Source organism: Psychrobacter sp. W2-37-MNA-CIBAN-0211 (genome assembly GCF_040309405.1).
Lineage (GTDB): Bacteria > Pseudomonadota > Gammaproteobacteria > Pseudomonadales > Moraxellaceae > Psychrobacter > Psychrobacter glaciei.
Genome location: NZ_JBEOOU010000011.1, coordinates 15353 through 34632, shown reverse-complemented (window position 1 = coordinate 34632; position 19280 = coordinate 15353). Strand labels below are relative to the sequence as shown.

General features: G+C 45.0%; 14 protein-coding genes. 11 read left to right on the top strand and 3 right to left on the bottom strand.

Annotated elements, in window-relative coordinates:
- Positions 1 to 402: 402 nt before the first annotated feature.
- On the top strand, positions 403 to 1524 hold the full coding sequence (locus tag AAEY72_RS10555; RefSeq protein ID WP_352310492.1) for an AraC family transcriptional regulator: 1122 nt from the start codon (positions 403 to 405) through the stop codon (positions 1522 to 1524).
- A gap of 373 nt (positions 1525 to 1897) precedes the next feature.
- The gene (locus AAEY72_RS10550; protein WP_352310491.1) at positions 1898 to 2095 is read left to right on the top strand and encodes a hypothetical protein; all 198 of its coding nucleotides are present in this window, start codon (positions 1898 to 1900) and stop codon (positions 2093 to 2095) included.
- Between the two features lie 45 nt (positions 2096 to 2140).
- On the opposite strand, the gene uvrA is transcribed toward AAEY72_RS10550, so the two are convergent.
- Positions 2141 to 4702: an excinuclease ABC subunit UvrA gene (uvrA, locus tag AAEY72_RS10545; RefSeq protein WP_352310490.1), complete on the bottom strand. Its 2562-nt coding sequence runs from the start codon at positions 4700 to 4702 to the stop codon at positions 2141 to 2143.
- Positions 4703 to 5080: 378 nt separating this feature from the next.
- On the opposite strand from uvrA, the gene arfB reads away from it, so the two are divergent.
- Positions 5081 to 5494 (top strand): alternative ribosome rescue aminoacyl-tRNA hydrolase ArfB, encoded by a 414-nt coding sequence (gene arfB, locus AAEY72_RS10540; protein WP_133105368.1) that lies wholly within the window; start codon positions 5081 to 5083, stop codon positions 5492 to 5494.
- A 109-nt stretch (positions 5495 to 5603) separates the two neighbouring features.
- Here the strand turns inward: arfB and AAEY72_RS10535 are convergent, their stop codons facing one another.
- Complete coding sequence (locus AAEY72_RS10535) at positions 5604 to 6803, bottom strand: sugar transporter (RefSeq protein ID WP_352310489.1); 1200 nt, start codon at positions 6801 to 6803, stop codon at positions 5604 to 5606.
- A gap of 455 nt (positions 6804 to 7258) precedes the next feature.
- Here AAEY72_RS10535 and AAEY72_RS10530 point away from each other — a divergent pair, with 455 nt between their 5' ends.
- The 7 genes from AAEY72_RS10530 to AAEY72_RS10500 all read left to right on the top strand — a co-directional run bounded on the left by AAEY72_RS10530 (position 7259) and on the right by AAEY72_RS10500 (position 16990).
- Complete coding sequence (locus AAEY72_RS10530; RefSeq protein ID WP_352310488.1) at positions 7259 to 8233, top strand: LysR substrate-binding domain-containing protein; 975 nt, start codon at positions 7259 to 7261, stop codon at positions 8231 to 8233.
- Between the two features lie 292 nt (positions 8234 to 8525).
- Positions 8526 to 9791, top strand: coding sequence for a 2-aminoadipate transaminase (locus AAEY72_RS10525; protein WP_352310487.1), 1266 nt, complete (start codon positions 8526 to 8528; stop codon positions 9789 to 9791).
- A 261-nt stretch (positions 9792 to 10052) separates the two neighbouring features.
- Positions 10053 to 11417 carry a 2-oxoadipate dioxygenase/decarboxylase HglS gene (gene hglS / locus AAEY72_RS10520; protein ID WP_502945370.1) on the top strand — a complete coding sequence of 455 codons (1365 nt, stop codon included), beginning with the start codon at positions 10053 to 10055 and terminating at the stop codon, positions 11415 to 11417.
- A gap of 142 nt (positions 11418 to 11559) precedes the next feature.
- On the top strand, positions 11560 to 13050 hold the full coding sequence (gene amaB / locus AAEY72_RS10515) for an L-piperidine-6-carboxylate dehydrogenase (protein WP_352310485.1): 1491 nt from the start codon (positions 11560 to 11562) through the stop codon (positions 13048 to 13050).
- Between the two features lie 205 nt (positions 13051 to 13255).
- On the top strand, positions 13256 to 14719 hold the full coding sequence (gene nhaC / locus AAEY72_RS10510; protein WP_352310484.1) for a Na+/H+ antiporter NhaC: 1464 nt from the start codon (positions 13256 to 13258) through the stop codon (positions 14717 to 14719).
- 16 nt (positions 14720 to 14735) lie between these two features.
- A complete protein-coding gene (amaA, locus tag AAEY72_RS10505) occupies positions 14736 to 16022 on the top strand; it encodes an L-pipecolate oxidase (protein ID WP_352310483.1) in 1287 nt (428 codons plus the stop codon).
- A gap of 320 nt (positions 16023 to 16342) precedes the next feature.
- A complete protein-coding gene (locus AAEY72_RS10500; RefSeq protein ID WP_352310482.1) occupies positions 16343 to 16990 on the top strand; it encodes a hypothetical protein in 648 nt (215 codons plus the stop codon).
- A gap of 111 nt (positions 16991 to 17101) precedes the next feature.
- On the opposite strand, the gene AAEY72_RS10495 is transcribed toward AAEY72_RS10500, so the two are convergent.
- Positions 17102 to 17740: a TetR/AcrR family transcriptional regulator gene (locus tag AAEY72_RS10495; RefSeq protein WP_201593571.1), complete on the bottom strand. Its 639-nt coding sequence runs from the start codon at positions 17738 to 17740 to the stop codon at positions 17102 to 17104.
- A gap of 282 nt (positions 17741 to 18022) precedes the next feature.
- Between AAEY72_RS10495 and AAEY72_RS10490 the strand changes: the two genes are divergently transcribed.
- Entirely contained in the window at positions 18023 to 19174 is a 1152-nt protein-coding gene (locus AAEY72_RS10490) for an acyl-CoA dehydrogenase family protein (RefSeq protein ID WP_010198593.1), read from the top strand.
- The last annotated feature ends 106 nt before the right edge of the window (positions 19175 to 19280 follow it).

Sequence of the window (19280 nt, the reverse complement as noted above, 5' to 3'; positions counted from 1 at the left end):
GTTGGGGGCTTATACATAGCGTATAAATAGATATAGTCAGGGCAATATAAAAGAGATCCAGCGTGACTGGTAAAATTTTGCTTGCTTGCTGTGCCTACGCATACAGAGGCTACAAAAAATTTATATCAGTCACGCATTATAATGTCGTGTACCCATTTTATGTAGTATCTACTATAGTAATTAACGTTGATAACGCTCTTCAAAGCGAGTAGTTTGGGCGTGTCATCAATTAGCACCTTGATACATTTAGTGGTCTTAAAATGGCTAAATTTTGCCAAACATCGTCAGAAATCTTGTCAATATGTTCATATTTACGGCAATTCCTTCCTTGTTTGGCTGCAATTTTCCTCATTTTAAGCCTCACAATCTAAATGATGACACACCCTAGTATGGGTCTAAAATATGGATATTTTAAGTCGATTGTTTGATGAGATGCATTTGCAAAAGGTGCAATATATCACTGTCAAGGCGCGCGGCTCTTGGCAACTGGTACAGAGTAGACAAGATTATTTGACCTTTATCGTGGTTATCAGTGGCAAGGTGCATCTATGCTATGGCAATGATAATAATGACAGGCAAGTGATCACAGCCAACAATATGATGATGTTGACCACACAAGGCAGCTATGCGTGTCAATCAGCGCCAATGGTGTCTAAGCTTACAGCCAAAACAATCATGCCTGCACACACTGAAGGTCAGATTGGCTTAGAGATTGACAATACAAATAGCGGTCAAACTAATCATGCTCAAAGTAACCATGTGCAAGATAACGAGGCACAATTTATTGTGGTACGCAGTCAGTTTGATGCTGATATGGCCAGACCTTTGTTATCCGCTTTGCCTGCCAGTCTGCCGCCCGTGACTCAAAAGCACTCGGCCTATAATGATGTGGTGCATATTGGCTTGCAGTTTTTCTTATTAGAAGTGGGATTAGAACGCCCCGGCAGAACCACGATGCTTGAGCGCTTGGCTGGCATGTTGATGATTGAATGTATACGCGAGTATGTCGAACAGCTAGAAATGGCATCAGGGTCTAAAGACAGCATAAACCGCACTACGGATAATACCCTAAACAGGACGCCATCGTGGATTGACCATCCATGGCAAATAGACGATGATGCCGACCACAGTAGTGAAAATAATGCCACTAGTAATAGAAATGAAAACGGTAATTGGCTGGCCGCCCTAAAAGATCCTTGCCTATCAAACACCCTCTATCTGATGCATCGCTACCCAGAAGATGCTTGGACGCTACAGGGTTTAGCGAAGGCATCAGGGCTGTCGCGCTCAGGACTTAATGAGCGCTTTAAACAGTCAGTTGGCATCACACCGCTGGCATATCTGAGTCATTATCGCTTGCGACTGGCGGCAAGGTTTTTGCGGCAAGAGCAATATTCAATTAGCAAGATTAGCGAGTTGGTAGGCTATGCGTCGGATCATTCGTTTAGTGGTGCATTCAAGCGGCGTTATGGGCAGTCACCGAGTCATTACCGCAAAGCCCATAGCAAAAAATCAAAGCCATAGCATAAATTCTCACCCCAAATAGACTGATAACTACGGGCGATCAATCGTGAGGATAACTATAGGGTCTGTTGAACATTCAAATATTAGGACTGCTGATCGCTAAAATCGCATCAAACGTTTTATCAAATCAAGCGTAAACCGACGATAATGTCGAGACCTTAGCTAGGTTTACAACAACATTTGGGGTGATTTTAGCATCAGCCTTTCAGGGCAGGGCTATTTTTTGCCAATACATGGCGAAATTGTCTAACCTAGAACGACTAGGCGTCAAAAATTTCACTGCGTATTGTCTAAAAAATAGCCACTGCCAGTTCCACATTTGAATGTTCAACAGACCCTAAACGCGACAATAAAAACAACAATAAAAGCAACTATGAGAAATTCTATTAAAGATAAAAGACAGCCTCATCATGATGAAATGGTAAACAATGATATAAATACGAAGACGTGGCTATTTGTCCCAGCGACTCGAATCGATAAAGTAGCAAAAGCCTTTGCGAGCGGTGCAGATGCAGTGTTTAAAATAGTAGGTCAAATGGTCGATGCGCCCGTGATTGAGCGCTGCCGTTAGTTGCTGAGTTGATAAAAGGTTTTTGATAAAATGTGCACTAACAGACTAAAACAGCAAAAAAGGCGCGGTACGACTGGCTTTTGATTTTGCGACTTCTGCTGGTGTGCCTTCTGCCACAATAAGACCGCCTTTATCACCCGCACCTGGCCCAATATCGATAATCCAATCACTGTTACTAGCGACTTGCATGTCGTGTTCGACCATAATCACAGTGTTACCAGCGTCAACGAGTCCGTTCAATTGCGCCATCAATAGCGACACGTCCGAAGGGTGCAGGCCAGTTGTTGGTTCATCAAGGATATAAAGCGTGTCTCCTCGTTGTGTCCGCTGCAGTTCGGTGGCAAGCTTAATGCGCTGTGCTTCGCCGCCCGACAGTTCGGTTGCTGGCTGACCAAGTCGTAAGTAGCCAAGTCCGACTTTTAGCAACGCGTCTAATGCTCGTAGGATAGGTGCTTCTTCTACAAAGAATTCATAAGCAGATTCGACGGTGAGATCGAGGATTTCAGCGATATTTTTGCCTCGATAAGTAATCTCAAGGGTTTCATCATTGTAGCGTTGCCCATGACACACTTGGCATGGCGAGTAAACGCTCGGCAGGAATAGCAGTTCAACACTCACAAATCCGACACCTTCGCAATTTGGGCAGCGGCCTTTCTTAACGTTAAAGGAGAAGCGACCGGCATCGTAACGTCGTGCCTTGGCTTCTGGCGTGGCGGCAAATAATTTGCGCACATGATCGAACAGTCCGGTATAAGTGGCAAGGTTTGAGCGCGGCGTACGACCGATGGCTTTTTGATCGACGGTCACCAATCGACTTACGTGTTCCATACCACTAGCAATCTTACCGCTGGTCTGAGTTTCTAGCTCTTGCTCTAGTAAATCAGCTTCGCCAGTCGGCGCTTCGATGATTGTCTTCTGCCCTAATTCGCTATAAATGAGATCGACCAGCGCTTGACTGACTAGGCTTGATTTGCCTGAACCTGATACGCCCGTCACCGTTGTCATCACCCCTAGAGGAAACGCTACATCTAGCCTTTGCAAGTTGTTGCGTTCGATATTGACCAGCTGTAGCGAGGATTTCGCTTTTCTTGGGGTATGCTCAACCGCCCCGTCAGTCTCAAAAAGATACTGTCCCGTGCGTGATTGTGCAACGTCCCGCAAGCCTGCTACAGGGCCACTATAAATAACTTCGCCGCCATGGGTTCCAGCCTTTGGCCCCACATCGACAATCCAATCGGCGTGCCGAATCACGCTGACGTCATGCTCAACAATAAATAACGAGTTACCAGCCGCTGTCAGCTCATCCAATGCGCCCAATAGCGCTTGAGTATCGGCAGGATGTAATCCAGCAGACGGCTCGTCAAGCACATAGACCACACCAAACAGTTTAGAGCGAATTTGGGTAGCGAGTCTTAGGCGTTGTAGCTCACCCGGAGACAAGGTAGGTGTAGTACGTTCAAGTGAAAGATACCCTAAGCCTAGTGTGGTCAAAGCCTCAACTCGAGACAGAATATCACTGGCAATACGTTGAGCAACAATGGCCTTTTCTCGGTTTGGCATATTATCAGTCGGTTTGGTCTTGGCAGCATCCTGAAGTTTAAGCGCCATTTCAGTCAAGGTTAATTGAGACAGTTCACCAATATCAAGACCAGCGAACTTAACCGATAGCGATTCTTTTTCGAGTTTTTTGCCATGGCATTCTGGACATTCAGAAATTTGCATAAACTGGGAAACGCGCTTTTTGGTACGCGGGCTTTGCGTACTGGCAAAAGAATGCAAAACGAAATTCTTTGCACTGGTAAATGTCCCTTTATAATTGGGCTTTTCGCCTTTTTTAATAGCGTCGCGTACTTGTTCAATGTTGTACTCTGGATAGACAGGGACTTCTGGCGTGTCATCGGTAAAGAGAATCCAATCGCGGGTTTTTTGGGGCAGGGTATTCCACGGCTTATCGATATCGTAGCCAAGTGTGGTCAGGATGCGGCTTAGGTTTTGACCTTGCCACGCAGGCGGCCAAGCAGCAATCGCGCGTTCGCGAATGGTTTTAGTATTGTCAGGAACTAGTAATTCTTCTGTTACCTCAAACACGCGGCCAATACCGGAGCAAGTAGGGCAAGCGCCATCTGGCGTATTTGGAGAGAACGCGTCAGCGTAGAGTATGCCTTGACCAGCAGGGTATTCGCCCGCTCGTGAGTAGAGCATGCGTAAACCATTTGAAATCGTCGTTACGCTACCGACCGATGAGCGTACAGACGGCGTGCCTCGTTGTTGTTGGAGAGCAACGGCGGGCGGCAAGCCTTCTATCGAATCGACGTCAGGCTGATCCACTTGATCGATCAAGCGTCTGGCATAAGGCGATACTGAGTCAAGATAGCGATGTTGTGACTCAGCAAAAAGAGTACCAAATGCCAGTGAAGATTTGCCTGAGCCTGATATACCCGTGAATACCACAAGGGCATTACGCGGCAAGTCAACATCGACGTTTTTTAGATTATGAACCCTTGCGCCTCTGACTTGGATGCTGTGAGCTGGGTCGCAAGCGATATTTTTAGTGGCATTGTCATCAACTTTTGCAGTGGATTTTACTTTTTTATTTTTAGTGGTCATAAAACAGTTATTCCTATCAAATCGTATTTTTAGCTTTAGTGTGCAGAAGGCGGGTAAAGTTTTGGCTAAGAAACTGCTTGCTAAATAATTAGCTAATTAAGCAATGTCTTGGCTTAAGCAGTATCTTGGCAATTTAAAACTATCCTAGCATGTCAATATCGAATCCTTAGATAGGCTTACGCTTTATAGACAGATGACAGACATAGCAATGCCAAACAATAACATTTATAAGGTTTCATCTCTGAATTTCAGCTTGTAAGTTTTGAAAAACTGCTTTTAAGACATGCGGATTTTTGAAGTGGTGAGCTGGCAAGTGGCGAGGTAGCTGATAATGGTTTATCATTAATCATAACTATCAATTATTTATAAAAGCATCCTATGATTTTTATCAGCAATACCATTAGTCTAAATGACAGTGACGTAGAGATTAGCGCCATACGTGCGCAAGGCGCAGGCGGGCAAAACGTCAATAAAGTCTCTTCTGCGATTCATCTGCGTTTTGATATCCATGCCTCAAGCTTGAGTGATGTCATTAAGCAGCGTTTGCTTGATAGTAAAGACAGCCGAATTACCAAAGAAGGCGTGCTTATTATTAAGGCGCAGCAATTTCGTACCCAAGAACGTAATAAAATTGATGCGTTTGAGCGCTTACAAAGCTTTATCACCAAAGCCACTTACGTCAATAAAACACGCAGGCCGACCAAACCGAGCAGAAATGCTAAGCGTAAACGTGTCGATCAAAAAACCCAGCGCGGTAAAACAAAAGTATTACGCGGTAAGGTGGATTTTTAGATAGACTGATTTTAAGGTGGATTTTAACAATTAAGCAAAAAGCAAAATGCCAGCCCATCTAAGTGGCTGGCATTTTTTTGTGCTTAGTTAGCATTTAAGCATAGCCCAATTAGCCCAGTCTTCTGCTTAACTCAGGAAAGCGCTTTATCATAAATAGCATCAGTAGCAATGCCATAACCGCGATAGCCGCCCCTACATAGCCCACGCTCGATAGTGAAATATGCGTCACTGCATAGCCTCCGAACAGTGCGCCCGTCCCAATGCCTAAATTGATAATCCCTGAGAACATCGACATCAGCATATCCTGCGCGTTGATATCGACCATGATGACCTTGGCTTGCATGGAGATAATCAGCAGCATGAGCGCCGCGCCCCAGAGTAGGGCAATCAAGCTGAGCGCCCATATTGAGGTCACCGCAAACAACAGCGTGAGCATAGATAGTAATATCAATATCGTCGATATCAGCATTAATCTGGTATTGAATTTATCACCCCAACGACTGAAAATTACACTGCCCGCAATCCCTGCGACACCGAACAATAACAGCACAACCGTTGCGGCGTTTTCACTGATTGAGCCGACTTGACGCATAAAAGGCTCGATATACGAGTAAGCCGTATAGTGCGCGGTAAAGACCAGTAAAATCAGCAGATATAGGCAGACCAATAAGGGGTTTTTGAGTAATTCTGGAATCTTTCTAAAAGACCCTTCAAACATACTAGGCAGCGTGGGCAACAGTCTCATTTGCAGAATAAATACGATAAGGGCAAGCCCACCAATACCACCAAAAGTCGCGCGCCAGCCAAACCATTGACCGACCACGCGTCCTAAAGGCACACCCAAGACCATCGCTAATGACGTACCAGTCGCAAGCACGCTAAGCGCCAGTGCTTTTTTGCCTTCCGGTGCCACACGTATCGCAATCGCTGCGGTGATGGACCAAAATATCGCATGCGTGAGTGCAATGCCAACTCGGCTGATGAGCAGCACTTCAAAGCTCCACGCAAATACTGACAATACATGACTGGCAATAAATACCGCAAATAACGCCAACAGCAAACGCTTGCGCTCAAAGCGACTGGTCAGCAGCATCAATGGCAATGACATGGCCGCGACAATCCACGCATACAGCGTCAACATCCAGCCCGTCTCTGCCGTGGTGATAGAGAAATCTTGGGCGATGTCGCTTAATAGGGCAACAGGGACGAATTCGGTGGTATTCATGATAAAGGCGCTGACGCCCATTAGGAATACTTGAAAATACTGAGTCCGGCGAGCATTTGCGCTCACCTCAAGGTTAGGTTTCATAAGATCCAATACAAATAAAGAAGGCGCTAATAGTGAAAGTTAGCTTAAAGTGATTTATTCGCTTAAAAATAAGGGTAAAAATACATCGCAATGATGAAAAGAAGGCAGGCAAGATAGCAAGTCAGTCGCCGTAGTTAAAGTAATTATTTGATAATGAGCGTCGGTATTCACAAAATGAATAGGATATGACATTAGTTTTTGACATTAGCCTCTAGGAAGCCGACACTGACTGCCGACAACATACCGGCAGTGAAATAATGCTTTTATCAATAGAAGCATGCTCAAGTAGACTGATACAATAATCAAGGCGAATCAGCGCTTAAATAATGATGGCTACCTATTCTCTCATGCTATTTAAGCGTGCACGAATAGGTAGTCATCTCTGTATGAATTATCCCTGTTTTTACATTTTAATAGGGCGTGTCCTCATACCAAAAATAAAAGAAAAATAAACTATGAAAACCGAAACCAATAAGCCGCTTGCTTTTAGAAAGTATCCATCGACGACTGCTCTACAGTGTTTCGAAACGGCTGCACGGCATCTGAGCTTTACCAATGCCGCGCAAGAGATGCATATGACACAAAGCGCCATCAGTAAGCAGGTCGCTCAGCTAGAGGAGATGTTAAAAATCTCACTCTTCTATCGTACACCGCACCGCATTTCATTGACACCAGCTGGCAAAACTTATTACCTTGAGGTGTTGGAAATCCTCAAACATATCGAGGTGGCAACCACCAGTTTGATGTCGCATAGTGACAATGTAGAAGTGCTTAAGATTGCCTCACACCCAACCTTTTGTTCTCGCTGGCTGTTACCTGCGCTTAGTGGCTTTAGCCAAGCCCATCCATTGATTAATTTAGATATAAAAGAGCAAGTTGGGCCATTTTTTACTGAAGACCAAAACGTCGATATTGCCTTTTTATATGGCGATGGCATTTGGGGCGGGATGGAGGCGATTAAGCTGTTTGATGAGTATTGTGTGGCGGTATGCCAACCTGAGTATTTACGGGATAAAAATCCCTGTACGAGCAATGTAGATAACTGTACGTTGCTACAGTTGAGCTCGCGCCCAAGTGCTTGGTATGAGTACTTCAAGCAGCAAGGCATTAGTATCGATGGGACGTTTATCGGCCCACGTTTTGATACTTTTCATGCGTGTATTGCCGCCGCATTGCTCGGCTATGGTATCGCACTTGTACCACTGCGTTTGGTCGCTCCTGAACTACAATCAGGGACGCTAGTGACGGCATGGCGCTATGCGGCAAAAGGACGGGGGTCTTATTATATAACTTACCCCTTGTCTTTGGGCAGATCGCATAAGGTGAAAGTTATTTTAGAATGGGTGTCAGTGTATCTTGAAACCTCAAATCAACACGAGCTGATGCTAGGGCATGTCCTCAATTCAATCGATATAGTGGATTCACTTTAAAACAGATACAGGGCGACTGGGATAAATTTTTCGTAGCCTTTGTGATAGCAGCAAGCAAAGGGAATTTATACCAGTCGCACATAACTATTAATGTATCGATTTATTTTAAACTGATTATAGGGATTTAAATGGGCTAACAGTGGTCAAATAATTGTAATTTTTAACGCGCCTTAAGATTGTCTTTTGGTTGGCAATGACAAAAAGGAATGCCAGCACAACTATTATTCGTTTGCTGAATCGGTACGGTTTTGCTGAAATGAGCATCACACTCAAGGAAGATGAGAGATGCTTAATGGATACGCACTATAACGTTACAGACGCTTTTACGATGGTGCATCCTGTGACCCTCACCAAAGGCAAAAATGCCAAAGTTTGGGACAGTTATGACCGCAGCTACATCGACTTCGTCGGCGGTATCGGGGTCTTAAATTTTGGTCATTGTCATCCTCATATCGTCTCTGCGATTATCAATCAAGCCCAATCACTTATTCATTACGCCTACAATGCGGCTGCCCATCAGCCGTATCAAACCTTTATGCCACGGCTTTGTGAGCTGATTCCAATCAGTGGCGAGCTATCAGGTATGTTGACTAACTGCGGCGCAGAAGCCACCGAAAATGCCATAAAAATTGCCCGCCTAAAGACAGGTCGTGTGGGTGTCATTGCTTTTGATGGTGGCTTTCATGGGCGCACGCTGGCTGCGGTCAATCTAAATGGTAAAGTCGAGCCTTATAAGCGGGGGCTTGGGCCTTTGGCAGGTGGCGTTTACCACATTCCTTTTCCCAGTCCAGATAATGAAGTGAGCGATCAGCAGGCTATCGATGCGCTTGAACGTCTATTTGCTGTAGAAACAGATGTCGATAATATCGGTGCCATCATCGTAGAGCCAGTACAAGGGGAGGGTGGTTTTCACTTAATGTCGCCCACGTTTGCTCAGTATCTGCGCCAGTTTTGTGATGAGCACGGCATTTTGCTTATTATGGATGAGATTCAATCGGGCTACGGTCGTACGGGAACACCATTTGCCTTTACACACTTAGGGATTGAGCCTGACATGATATTGCTAGGCAAAAGCATCGCAGGTGGGTTGCCGTTAGGCGCAGTGATAGGCAAAGCCAGCATAATGAATGGATTGCCTAAAGGTAGTCTAGGCGGCACTTATTCGAGTAATCCGGTCGCGTGTGCTGCTGCCAATGCGACGTTGGATATTATGCAAGAAGATGCAGTATGGGAGTCTGCCAGACATTATGCACACACCATTGAGCAGACGGTGAACCAATGGCAGCAAGAAGGTGTATCGCCTTGGTTATTTGGCCTTACGGGTATCGGTGCGATGCGCGGTATCGAGCTGCGACATCCTGAACATGATGTCGATCCAAGCGTGATGACGTATGTGTTAACGCAAGCGCGCGAGCGTGGTCTGCTGTTGATGCCTAGCGGTAAATATCGCCACATTATTCGCCTGCTACCGCCACTAACAATCGAGCCTGAAACCCTGCAAGCCGGTCTTAATGTTTTAAAAGAAGTGTTAAGTACGATTCCTGATAATAGGCTCTGATGAAATGGCAAAGATATAATTTAATGGCAACGACATAATTTTTTGTCGGACACGCTTAGGGCGTGTCATCAATTAGCACATGAATACATTTAGTGGTCTTAAAATGGCTGCAATTTTCCTCATTTTAAGTCTCACAATCTAAATGATGACACGCTCTAGTTAATAAGTTAAGAGTAACAAAAGTTTCTAAGATTTTAACAAGGATATCTATTTGTGAATCATACATTTATCAGCAGCGATGCTATTCGTCACGAGTTCTCTATGGCGATGTCAGCCATGTACCAAACCGAGGTTCCGCTATATGGTGACTTGCTAGATTTAGTCGCTGAGGTGAATACTGAGGTGCTAACCAAGCACTCTGATATTAAGGAGCAGTTGGAGCACACCGGAGAGATTGATAGACTCAGTATGGAGCGCCACGGGGCAATTAGATTGGGCACAGCGGACGAGCTTAGTATGATGCGCAGGTTCTTTTCTGTCATGGGTATGCACCCTGTTGGTTATTATGATTTAGCGCCTGCTGGCGTGCCCGTGCATTCTACGGCTTTTCGAGCCATTGACGCGCAAGCCTTAAATCAAAGTCCATTTCGAGTCTTCACTTCTTTATTGCGTCTAGACTTAATTGATGATGACGCACTACAACAAGAAGCATCAAAGGCATTAGCCAATCGCAATATCTTTACCGATACGGTCGTCAGCCTGATTGAGCGCTTTGAAAAGCAGGGCGGTTTGACCTCAGAGGAAGGTGAGCAGTTTATCAAAGAAGCTTTAGAGACCTTTCGCTGGCATGATAAAACGCCAGTCTCAAAAGAGCTATATCAGCGCTTATTAGCGCAGCACGGTCTCATTGCAGATGTCGTCGGCTTTAAAGGCCCACATATCAATCATTTAACCCCTAGAACACTAGATATAGATACTGTACAGCAAGGCATGCAGGCAAAAGGTATACCACCAAAAGCGATTATCGAAGGACCACCAAAACGGGAATGTCCGATTTTATTAAGACAGACGAGCTTTAAGGCATTAGAGGAAGCGGTTAGTTTTAAAAACTCAGAGGGCGAGTACGAGCAAGGATGCCATACTGCACGGTTTGGTGAGATTGAGCAGCGCGGTGTGGCATTAACGCCAAAAGGTAGAGCACTGTATGACAAGCTACTTAGTCAAGCACGCCATCAATTAGGAGCTACTCCAAATGAGGGTAATGCAACTCAATACAATCGAATTTTAGCCGAGGTATTTACCGCTTTCCCTGATGATTACCAGACGATGCATGACAAGGAGCTTGCTTATTTTTATTATCAACCAGTCGATAGTGCTGCGGATATCAACAGTGATATGTCTAATCTAGAAATGGTTAATTCAAGACAAGCAGTAAATGCTCTGATTAACCAAGGCGCTATCCGTATTGAGCCTATCGTCTATGAAGATTTTTTGCCAGTCAGTGCGGCTGGTATTTTTCAGTCCAATCTTCAGCAGGACAAGCAAAGCAACTATGATGGCAAATCAAACCAACAGGAGTTCGAGCAAGCCCTTGGTACCAATGTTTATGATGAGCTTGCTTTGTATGAAGATATACAGAATAGAAGCTTGGAAAAATGCCTAATTTCTTTAGGAAACGGTAGGTAAAAGACAAGAGCAGTCATCTTATTTATTCGCCATTCCAAAATGGAATGAGGGTAAGAAAATTATTATTTTGCAAGTTAAAGTATTGCAAGGTAGCTTAAAGGTCGACCAGAGAGATTATAAATTACTATACAAAGGATTGAATATGATTAAGCAATACATGTCAGCCATGGGTGTCAAAGAAGAACAATATCAACATGGCGATTTTGAAGTCAATACGCCTATCGATGGGACGGTTATCGGCAAGATAACCTTAGATAGTGTTGATGAGGTCAATAAGAAAATCAAAAACGCCCAAGCAGCATTTAAAGAATGGCGTGTCGTTCCTGCACCCAAGCGTGGCGAATTGATTCGTCTGCTGGGCGAAGTGCTGCGTGAGCATAAAGAGGACTTGGGCATGCTCGTATCATTCGAGGCTGGAAAAATCAAACAAGAAGGCCTAGGTGAAGTGCAAGAAATGATCGATATTTGCGACTTCGCAGTTGGCGTTTCACGTCAGCTATATGGCTTGACGATTGCCTCAGAGCGTCCAGGTCATCACATGCGTGAGACGTGGCATCCGCTTGGTGTCATCGGTGTCATCTCTGCATTCAATTTCCCTGTAGCGGTATGGTCTTGGAATACAGCGCTTGCCATTGTTTGTGGTAACCCTGTCATCTGGAAACCATCAGAAAAAGCCCCTTTGGTTGCTTTGGCGTGTCAGGCCATGTTCGAAAAAGCCTTGGCAAAGTTCGGTGACGCACCAGATCATTTGTCTCAAGTGATATTGGGTAAGACGGATATCGGTAATGCCTTGGTTGAAAACAAAGACATTGCCTTGGTCAGTGCGACTGGCAGTACACGCATGGGCAGAACTGTCGGGCCTAAAGTCGCTGAGCGTTTTGGTAAATGCTTGCTTGAGCTTGGTGGCAACAACGCGATGATTTTGGCACCGACTGCCGACTTAGACCTTGCGCTACGCGGCATTATATTCTCAGCGGTTGGTACAGCGGGTCAGCGTTGCACCACATTACGCCGCCTCTTCGTCCATGAGTCTGTCAAAGACGATATCTTGCCACGCATCAAATCAGCTTACGAAACCGTCAGCATTGGTCATCCTCTTGAAGACAATTTGGTCGGCCCACTGATTGATGAAGACAGCTTTAATAACATGCAATCGACCTTGAATAAGGCTCGTGAAGCGGGTGGGATAGTGACAGGCGGGGAACGCGTACTAGCAGATAAATACCCTGATGCCTATTATGTCACGCCTGCTATTGTCGAGTTTGATGAGCAAAACGACGTGGCTAGAAGTGAGACGTTTGCGCCTATTTTATATGTGATGACGTATAAAGACTTTGATGAGGCAATTGAGATGCAAAACGATGTTCCACAAGGACTATCGTCATGTATCTTTACCAATGACTTGCGTGAAGCGGAAACTTTCCTCAGTGATCGCGGTAGTGATTGCGGCATCGCTAACGTCAATATCGGCACTAGTGGCGCTGAAATCGGCGGTGCATTTGGTGGCGAAAAAGAAACAGGCGGTGGACGTGAGTCAGGGTCAGACGCATGGAAAGCTTATATGCGTCGCCAAACCAACACCATCAACTATTCAACAGAGCTACCACTTGCCCAAGGCATTAGTTTTGGTTGATATGAAGATGTTTGAACACTCAAGGTGATTGATTGTTCATATATAAATGGTTAAGCGCAGATGACTCATCATAAGTGGTCAAAAATAAGGTGTTCAGCGTGAACTGCCAAGCATATTTTATATATGCTTGGCACACCAAAAACTATAAGCAATCAAGGATTGGTTGTAATGACCATTGACGACTACTAAGGAAGGTAGAATTATCATGATCGATGACAAACCGCATGACCCCGCTGATGATGGCTACGGTCCGTCTTCTAGTTTCTTACTTGATATTGCCCCTCTCGTATTGACTGCCATGATTCTTATGGTGCAGTTTTTCATATTCAAAGACTTTACCCCGCACATTCCATTAGCCTGTGGCATCTTAATCACTGGCTTATTTATGAAGATGCGTGGTCGTGACTGGCAGGGTATGGAGGAGCGTTTTTTAAAAGTTATTAAAATCGGCTTGCCGGCGATGATCATTCTGATGGGCGTCGGTATGCTCATTGGTTCATGGATTATTGCAGGGACGGTGCCGACCATTCTTTACTATGGATTCAGTATTTTTTCTCCTTCCTCCTTTTTATTTTCAGTTTGTATTATTTGCGCCATTATTTCTGTTGCCACTGGTACCTCATGGGGTACAGTCGGTACGGTAGGGCTGGCGATGATGGGTATTGGTATGGGGCTTGGCATTCCAGCGCATTTTACAGGCGGTGCTATTGTCTCGGGTGCTTTTTTCGGGGACAAAATGTCGCCATTGTCAGATACCACTAACCTGACACCTGCGGCAGCAGGCGTGGAGCTTTGGGACCATATCAAAGGTATGCTACCGACCACTGTCCCAGCCATGGTTACTGCCTTAGCGCTCTATGCATGGATTGGCATGGGTTATGGCGATGACAGTATTGATTTATCTTCTATCCAAGCCCTACAAACCAATTTGGCTGACAATTATAATTTAAGTGTCATCACTTTATTACCTGCGCTTGTGGTCGTGATTGCCGCTGTGATGAAAATGCCAGCGATACCAACCGTTTTGGGCGGTGTTGTCGTGGCATCAGTTATTGCGTTTTTTATGCAAGGCGTTGGGGTCAGTGCTATTTTTAACGTATTACAAAACGGCTTTGTTAGTGAAACGGGTTTTGAAGTGGTTGATAAATTGCTATCAAAAGGCGGCGTCATGTCAATGACATGGGTCATTACCTTGACCATCTTTGCACTCGCTTTTGTCGGTTCGCTTGAACACTACGGCACCTTAAAAGCCATCATGGCAAAAATAGATAAGGCAGTAAAATCGCGTATCGGCTTGATTTTGACGACTTATGCCAGCGTCCTTGGTGTCGGTACTTTAATCGGTGACGTTTATACGACCTTGGTGCTGCCAGGGCGTTTATTAAAAGACAAATATAAAGAAATGGGCTATAAGCGCACGACACTCACGCGCTCTATTGAAGACAGTGGCACGCTATTATCACCGCTGATTCCTTGGAACATGGGCGGTAGCTTTGTTGCTGCGACCCTTGGTATAGCGACATTGACTTATGCGCCTTTTGCTTTTGCCTGCTGGTTGTCGCCTTTGTTTGGCTTGTTATGGGCGTTCCTTGATAAATTTATACCGCGTGAAGAGCCTTCGGTAGAAAAGCTCGACACGGCTACCTCAACGTCAATTAGTGACGTGTGACACAAGGGAGTGTGAGATGTTACAAGAGCAATGTTTATGGAACATGACTGCCCCCAATATTGAGTCCTATAGTCAGATGAGTAGCGACACTCAAGCGACCATTTGTATCATTGGTGGTGGTTATACAGGATTATCTGCTGCGATTCATTTGGCCGAAAAAGGCGTCAAGGTTATCTTACTTGAGAGCCAAACGATTGGTAGTGGCGGTTCAGGGAAAAGCGTTGGGCTGGTCAATGCAGGGACATGGGCACGCCCTGATGACTTAAATATTGCGCTAGGTGAAGCGGCTGGAGAGCGTCTCACAGAAGCGCTCGGACAAGCACCAAGCTTAGTATTTGACCTAATCAAACGTTATAATATCGACGCACAAGCCACCCAAGCCGGTAATATCCATATGGCACATAATGCCAAAGGCGAAGTCGATGTCGATATCAGATACGAGCAGCTAAGCCGTCGCGGTGCGAATGTTGAGGTGTTAACCGGCAGTAAATGCCATGAATATTGCGGCACCAAAAGTATCAATAAAGCACTACTAGATCATCGTGCAGGCACTATCAATCCGCTGGCTTATGTCAGAGGACTCGCAAAAGTCGCGACCAGTCTCGGCGTAATCATCTACGAGCATTCCGCTGTCGAGGCGTTGGAGAAAGTAGACGGTCATTGGTACACAAGAACTCCCAAAGCTCGGGTCAAGTCTGAGCGCGTCATCATTGCGACCAATGCCTACACTGAAGGCGAATGGACAGAAATTGCTAAGACTTTTTATCTCGTCGCTTATTATCAGATCGCTTCTGAGCCGCTCAGTGGAGCAGTAGCAGATCGTATTTTACCGTACAAAACAGGGGCATGGGATACGCGCTTGGCATTATCGAGTTTTCGCCGTGATAAGGATGATCGCTTGTTATTGGGAACGGTGGGTGGCAGGCAACTTAAACCAAAATCCTTCTATCAGTCATGGGCGAACGCTGTGCAAAAGAGCTATTATCCTGATTTGCCAGCATTCAATTGGCAATATGAATGGTGCGGCAATTTTGGCTTTACGCAAGACCATATCTTCCGCGTTTTGGAACCTGACGAAGGATTATTGACAGCGACTGCCTACAATGGACGTGGCATTACCACTGGTACGCTAATGGGCAAGTGCTTTGCGGATTATATCTTGACTGGAGACAGAGCCAGTATTCCGTTGCCATTTAAAACCTTGGAAGAGTCAAAGATAGCATTGGGTGCGATGAAATCTGGATTTACTGAGGTAGGGCTGACGCTCTATCATGCAGGGCAATGTCTAAAAATCATTAGATAGTTTTTTGGCTACAGTAGGAAGATATAGGGTGAGTATTGACAACAGTAAAGGTGTTAAAAAAGAGGAACAATATCTGTATTTATCTTTCAGCAGCTGATGTGCTATCATCGCTAGCTGATCTATCGTGGGTTTAACAGCTTTGTATCGTCGTCCGTTATTATAATTAATGGTGGCATACGAACCTTGCAACTTCCAGCACGATATAAAACAATTCTGGTAAAGCGCATGAGCCTGTACTCCGACATCCTCATTTGTGCCTAATTTTATTTGCCTATATGGGCTCGTTTTATACTTTTTCGTCGGAGTTACAGGAGTCTAAGGTGTCCAATTTTACAAGCCACGCTACCAATCAATCCAAATATACCCGTCGTTATCACCCGCGCCACCCTCTCGCGCAATATGCAGTCAATCAAATAGACACGCTTGAGCTGCGTTCGCAAGCCATCATCAAAGCCATGGGGTATCCTCTCAAACACACGATACCTGCTTGTGATCGCTTGCGTCATGTATTGTCGAATAAGTATCTGGGGCTTGATGGTAGTTACATAGATAAATACTTTACTGCCGATGAATTCTTAGCAAAGTTGTTTAACATACTTGAGATACCGTACCAGCCATTTGCAGAAGATATCGCTCAGATTAAGCATGACTTAGCGCATTATTCCAATTCTTTACCCGAATATAGCTTACGAGCCGATGTGAATTTTACGTTTACTGCGGGCGCAAATTGGATGTCTCGTGATGGTGCTTCTCGGTTGGCTCAAGTGCAGTTACCAGAGGGATTTGCCAAACTGAGCGAGAGCGAGCGTGCATCGATAGTGAAAAAAGGTATCCGTGAGCATTATCAGTATTATGAAGGCAATCTACCTTATGACGGCATCATCCAAGGCTACCGTTTGACGGTTGAGCACAATAATGAAGTGGTTAACAGAATAGCGTATGGATTGCCAAAATCGAGTAGTGTTTGAGAGTCTCGATGACACCATAGGTCTAAAAATCGGCGTAAATAAGCTTTTAAACAGAGCAAAGCCTCACTTGATAGTGAGGCTTTTTCGTTTTTGCAAATTATCTAAGCTTATTTATGCTTCAGGCTTAGATATGGCTCGCCATAAAATGACGAACAGCGCATCAAATTCTTTATTTATCGGGGCATTTGTCTGCCGCATGATGTGCATCAAACCCAAACGGCTGATAAAACCCATAAACACATCGAACAGAATATATAGCGGCACGGTGTCGTTCAATACACCACGTTTCTGACCGTCTTCTAGTACCTCCAAAAAAGCCCCAATCAGCTCCTTATTCTCATAGATAGCAATGTGACGAATGCGTGATACCGATACCGATGACAGCACCATAACCGCATCAGGATGCGAGTCTACGAAGTCAAAACATACCCATAGCGTCTTACGCAGGCGATCTTGCACGCTGTCAATGCCTTGCAAATGATCCATGATGCGTGCCGCCAGTCTACCGAGTACGATATCCATCACCGTGTTGAATAGTGTTTGCTTGTCCCCGAAGTATTTATAGAGGGTTTGCAATGAGACGTTGGCAGTCTTCGCAATTTGCACCATCGTCACTTCGTTAGCATCAAAACCTGCAAACACTTTACGAACCGCTTTTTCAATTTTTTCTAAAGTCGCAGGGCGCATATCTGATAAAGGTGCCAGTGCTCGGCTCTCAGTCATGTTAGGCATCTGATTCGTGGATTGCATGCTTTATCATTCCTTTAGGATAGAGGGTTTTAGACAGTTCGATAGCCACTTATTTGATCGTTTGATACGCTAAAATTTTATTAGGTAATATGAATTACCATTGTTTTTTGATAGGTTGCGTATTGTCTTTCACTATCTTAGTATGAGACTTGAATCTCAATAAATACAAAGAATTTTTAGATTATACCAAACGGTAATTTACATTACCATAAGTGATATATTTATGCTCAATAGCATTTTATATTAACCGATAGCAACTTCCCATCGTCAAGGATAGACAACATGAGTATTGAAAAATTTACCCCAAACTGGATGACCGAAGAGCACGAAATGGTCTATGACAGCGCGCTTAAAATGTTCAAAGGTTGGGAGCCAAAGGATGAACAATGGCGCAAAAATGGCATGATAGACCGTGCCGCGTGGGAAGAGGCAGGTGAAAACGGTTTCTTATGTGTCTCTATACCTGAAGAGTATGGCGGCGGCGGCGGTGATTTCGGTCATGAAGCGGCGCTGTTATACGCACAAGCGGAAGCCAATCAATCAGGGTTCGGTGGCATGGTACATTCAGGGATTGTCGCTCCCTATATTTTGAGTCATGGCACAGAAGCGCAAAAACAAGAATGGCTGCCTAAGATGGCGACAGGCGAGTATGTGGCTGCGATTGCCATGACCGAACCTGGTACTGGCTCAGATCTACAAAACATCAAAACCTATGCGGTAAAAGATGGCGATGATTATATTATCAATGGCTCAAAAACCTTTATTACCAACGGTCAGCATGCCAACCTGATTTTGCTCGCGTGCAAAACCGATCGGGAAAAAGGCGCGCAAGGCGTCTCGCTTATCGTGGTAGAAACGGACAAGGTAGAAGGGTTTGAACGTGGTCGTAACCTCGACAAGATTGGTCTGACCTCACAAGATACGTCGGAATTATTCTTTAGTAATGTGCGTGTGCCGCAAAAAAATCTGTTGGGCACTGCCGAAGGCATGGGCTTTATTCAAATGATGCAAGAGCTGCCACGCGAGCGTTTAATCATTGCCTTAACGGGCGTTGGTGCGATGAAGCTGGCGATCAATTTGACGCTAGATTATGTCAAAGGTCGGGAAGCGTTTGGCAAACCGATTTGGAAGTTTCAAAATACGCGCTTTAAAATGGCAGAATGCTACGCCGATTATCTCGCTGCCAGCACTATGTGCGATGCCGCTGTTGATGCCATGTTAGAAGGCAAATTGACAGTACCGCAGGCATCATTGATTAAATACTGGGTGACAGAAAAGCAGTGTGATGTGATCGACGAATGCGTCCAGTTGTTTGGCGGTTATGGTTATATGACAGAGTACCCAATCGCTCGCCTCTATGCCGATGCCCGCGTACAGAAAATCTACGGCGGCACCAATGAAATCATGAAAGAGCTGGCGTCACGCTTTATGTAAGTGGCTGATCTACTTATTTATTCTGATTACTGGTTCTACTTATTGATTTTAACATGGCGATTAGATTGCCATCATTGCTATTTATTTAAAAAAGAAAAAAAGGGAT

What these genes read in the sequence shown, in the direction of transcription:
- AAEY72_RS10555 (WP_352310492.1), top strand. Translation starts at nt 403, where the DNA reads ATGGATATTTTAAGTCGATTGTTTGATGAGATGCATTTGCAAAAGGTG.
- AAEY72_RS10550 (WP_352310491.1), top strand. Translation starts at nt 1,898, where the DNA reads ATGAGAAATTCTATTAAAGATAAAAGACAGCCTCATCATGATGAAATG.
- uvrA (WP_352310490.1), bottom strand. Translation starts at nt 4,702, where the DNA reads ATGACCACTAAAAATAAAAAAGTAAAATCCACTGCAAAAGTTGATGAC.
- arfB (WP_133105368.1), top strand. Translation starts at nt 5,081, where the DNA reads ATGATTTTTATCAGCAATACCATTAGTCTAAATGACAGTGACGTAGAG.
- AAEY72_RS10535 (WP_352310489.1), bottom strand. Translation starts at nt 6,803, where the DNA reads ATGAAACCTAACCTTGAGGTGAGCGCAAATGCTCGCCGGACTCAGTAT.
- AAEY72_RS10530 (WP_352310488.1), top strand. Translation starts at nt 7,259, where the DNA reads ATGAAAACCGAAACCAATAAGCCGCTTGCTTTTAGAAAGTATCCATCG.
- AAEY72_RS10525 (WP_352310487.1), top strand. Translation starts at nt 8,526, where the DNA reads ATGGATACGCACTATAACGTTACAGACGCTTTTACGATGGTGCATCCT.
- hglS (WP_502945370.1), top strand. Translation starts at nt 10,053, where the DNA reads ATGGCGATGTCAGCCATGTACCAAACCGAGGTTCCGCTATATGGTGAC.
- amaB (WP_352310485.1), top strand. Translation starts at nt 11,560, where the DNA reads ATGATTAAGCAATACATGTCAGCCATGGGTGTCAAAGAAGAACAATAT.
- nhaC (WP_352310484.1), top strand. Translation starts at nt 13,256, where the DNA reads ATGATCGATGACAAACCGCATGACCCCGCTGATGATGGCTACGGTCCG.
- amaA (WP_352310483.1), top strand. Translation starts at nt 14,736, where the DNA reads ATGTTACAAGAGCAATGTTTATGGAACATGACTGCCCCCAATATTGAG.
- AAEY72_RS10495 (WP_201593571.1), bottom strand. Translation starts at nt 17,740, where the DNA reads ATGCAATCCACGAATCAGATGCCTAACATGACTGAGAGCCGAGCACTG.
- AAEY72_RS10490 (WP_010198593.1), top strand. Translation starts at nt 18,023, where the DNA reads ATGAGTATTGAAAAATTTACCCCAAACTGGATGACCGAAGAGCACGAA.